The organism is Streptomyces katrae, assembly GCF_000966975.1.
GTDB classification, from domain to species: domain Bacteria; phylum Actinomycetota; class Actinomycetes; order Streptomycetales; family Streptomycetaceae; genus Streptomyces; species Streptomyces katrae.
In genome coordinates, this window is sequence record NZ_JZWV01001160.1 from 1 (window position 1) to 2838 (window position 2838).

3 protein-coding genes and 1 pseudogene are annotated in these 2838 nt (G+C 75.6%); all 4 read left to right on the forward strand.

Translation table 11 applies throughout. The annotated features are described in order from the left end of the window. Positions 1-224, forward strand: a 224-nt coding sequence (locus tag VR44_RS41665; protein ID WP_157880496.1) for a phosphopantetheine-binding protein, incomplete at its 5' end; no start/stop codon positions are given. 74 nt (positions 225-298) lie between these two features. Then, a pseudogene (locus VR44_RS48615) lies at positions 299-877 on the forward strand (condensation domain-containing protein); the annotation flags it as partial. Positions 878-965: 88 nt separating this feature from the next. Then, positions 966-1883 carry a condensation domain-containing protein gene (locus VR44_RS48620; protein ID WP_052713963.1) on the forward strand — a complete coding sequence of 306 codons (918 nt, stop codon included), beginning with the start codon at positions 966-968 and terminating at the stop codon, positions 1881-1883. Next, on the forward strand, positions 1811-2838 hold a 1028-nt coding region (locus VR44_RS41680; RefSeq protein WP_169791070.1), incomplete at its 3' end, for an AMP-binding protein. The genes VR44_RS48620 and VR44_RS41680, both read left to right, overlap by 73 nt.

Below are 2838 nucleotides of genomic sequence, written 5' to 3' on the forward strand. Positions count from 1 at the left end.
CCCTCGGGGGGCATTCGCTGAGCGCCACCCGGGTGGCGGCCCGGCTGCGCCAGTCCCTCGGCCTGGACCTGCCCCTGCACACCCTCTTCGAGCAGCGGACCGTCGCCGCCCTCGCCATCGCCGTCGAAACGCTGCTGCTGGCCGAACTGGACGCCGAGCCGGCCCCGTTCACCGCCACCGACGCCGCCGTTCCTTCACTCGTACTTCAGGGAGAGACCTCGTGACCACCCAGGAGAGCCTGCCGGCCACCGGCACGGACAGCCGCCTGGCCGCCGCCCGTGAGCTGCTGCGCCGCCGTGTGCGCGCCGCACTGGACGACACGGCGGCCGGACCGGACACCGCGCCGGCGCCGGTCCCCGCTCCGGCCGCCGACGGACCGGCCACCGAACCCGTCGCCTCGTTCGCCCAGGAACGGATGTGGCTGGTGGACCGGATGGCGGACGGCACCCCCGGCTACGCGATCCCCGAGGTCGTGCGGCTGCGCGGCCGCCTCCACCCGGAGCAGCTGCGCCGCGCCCTGACGGCCGTCGTGGCCCGTCACGCTCCGCTGCGCACCGTCTTCGAGGAGCGCGACGGCGCCCCGCACCCGGTGGTCCTGCCCGCCCCGGAGGCCGTCCCGCTGCCGGTGCTGGACCTGGGCGACGCCCCCCTCGCCGAGCTGGAGGAGCGGGCCCACGGCCTGGCCCGGGAGGAGGTCCGCAGACCCTTCGACCTCGCGGCCGGCCCGCTGCTGCGCGCCCTGCTGATCCGGCTCGGCGCCGAGGACCACCTGCTGGTGCTGGTGGTCCACCACATCGCCACCGACGGCTGGTCCATGGGCCTGCTGTGGCGGGAGCTGTCCGAGGGCTACGCGGCCCTGCTCGCGGGACGGCCCCTGGCACAGGCGCCGCTGCCCCTGGACTACCAGGCCCCTGGACTACCAGGCGTACGCCCGTGCCCAGCGCGACCGGTTCGCGAGCGGCGCGATGGACGGCCGGCTGCGCTGGTGGGAGAAGTCCCTGGCCGGGCTGGAGGCGCTCGAACTCCCCGCGGACCGGCCCCGTCCCACCCGTCGCAGCGGCGACGGCGCGAGCCTGGAGTTCACCCTCGACGCCCGCCTCACCACCCGGCTGCGCGGGATCGCGGAGGGCGCCGGCGCCACCCTCTTCATGACGCTCCTGGCCGGCTTCCAGGCCACCCTGGCCCGCTACGCGGGCAGCACGGACATCGCCGTCGGCACCCCCGTGGCCGGACGTGACCGGGTGGAACTGGAGCCCCTCGTCGGGTTCTTCGTCAACACCGTGGTGCTGCGCGCCGACCTGTCGGGCGAGGTGGGCTTCCGTGAGCTGCTCGGCCGGGTCCGCCGGGCGACGGTGGACGCGTACGACCACCAGGAGGTGCCCTTCGACCGGCTGGTGGAGCACCTGAGCCCCGAGCGGGTAGGCGACCGCAACCCGCTCGTGCAGGTGATGTTCGCCTCGGCGCAGGACGAGACGGCCGGGCTGCGACTGCCGGGCCTGGACGCGCGGGCCGAGCGGATGGACTTCGGCGGTTCCCTCTTCGACCTGAGCGTCTTCGTCTCCGAGGGCGCCGAGACCTGCTCCGGCTCGCTGGTCTTCGACACCGACCCGGCTCGCTGGTCTTCGACACCGACCTGTTCGACCGGGCCACGGCCGAACTCGTCCTCGGCCACTACCTGGAGCTGCTGTCCTCCGCCGCCGAGGAGCCCGACCGTCCCCTGGCCGAGCTGCTGCCCTCCGCCCCGACCGCGGCCCGGCTCGCGGCCGGGGGGCACGGCACGGCCCGCCCGGACCTGGCCCCGGCCTCCCTCGTGGAGCTGTTCGCCGAGCAGGTCCGGCGCGCCCCCGGCGCCGAGGCCGTGGTCTGCGGCGCCGACCGCCTGAGCTTCGCCGAACTCGACTCCCGGTCCGACCTGCTGGCGGCCCGGCTGGCCGCCGCCGGGGTGGAGCGCGAAACCCCGGTCGCCCTGCTGATGGAACGCTCGGTTCACCTCCCCGTGGCGATCCTGGCCGTCCTGAAGGCCGGCGGCCTCTACGTCCCGCTGGGCGAGGGGTTCCCCGTCGCCCGGCTGCACTGGATGCTGGAGCGGACCGGCGCCCGCCTGCTGCTCGCCGATCCGGCGACGGCCGGCCACGAGGCGGTCCGTACCTCGCCCGTCCCGGTGCTCGACGCCGCGGCCCCGGCGGACGGGGCCCCGGCCGCCGCACCGGTCCCGTACCCGCCGTGCTCCCCGGACCAGCTGGCCTACGTGATGTACACCTCCGGTTCCACGGGCGAGCCGAAGGGCATCGGCGTCACCCACGCCAATGTCGCGGCGCTCGCCCGTGACACCGCCTTCGGCGCCGCCCACCGGCGGGTGCTGGCCCACTCCCCGCTGTCGTTCGACGCCTCGACGTACGAACTGTGGGTGCCCCTGCTGTCCGGCGGGGTGGTGGTCGTGGCACCGCCCGGCCGGGTGGACACCGCCGCCCTGGCCCGGCTGGTGGAGGACCACCGGATCACCTCGATGTTCCTCACGGCCGCCCTGTTCAACCTGGTGGTCGAGGAGTGCGTGGAGCTGCTGACGCGGGTCCGGGAGGTGTGGACGGGCGGCGAGGCCGCCTCCCCGCACTCCTTCGCCCGTGCCCTGGAGCAGGCTCCGGACACCGTCCTCGTCAACGCCTACGGGCCCACCGAGACCACCACCTTCGCCACGCACCACCGGCTGGACCCCCGCGCCGGCGACGTCGTCGACGGCCGGGTACCCATCGGCACCGCCCTGGACGACACCCGCCTGTACGTCCTGGACGGGCGCGGCCGCCCGGTACCGCAGGGAGCCGTCGGCGAACTGTGCGTCGG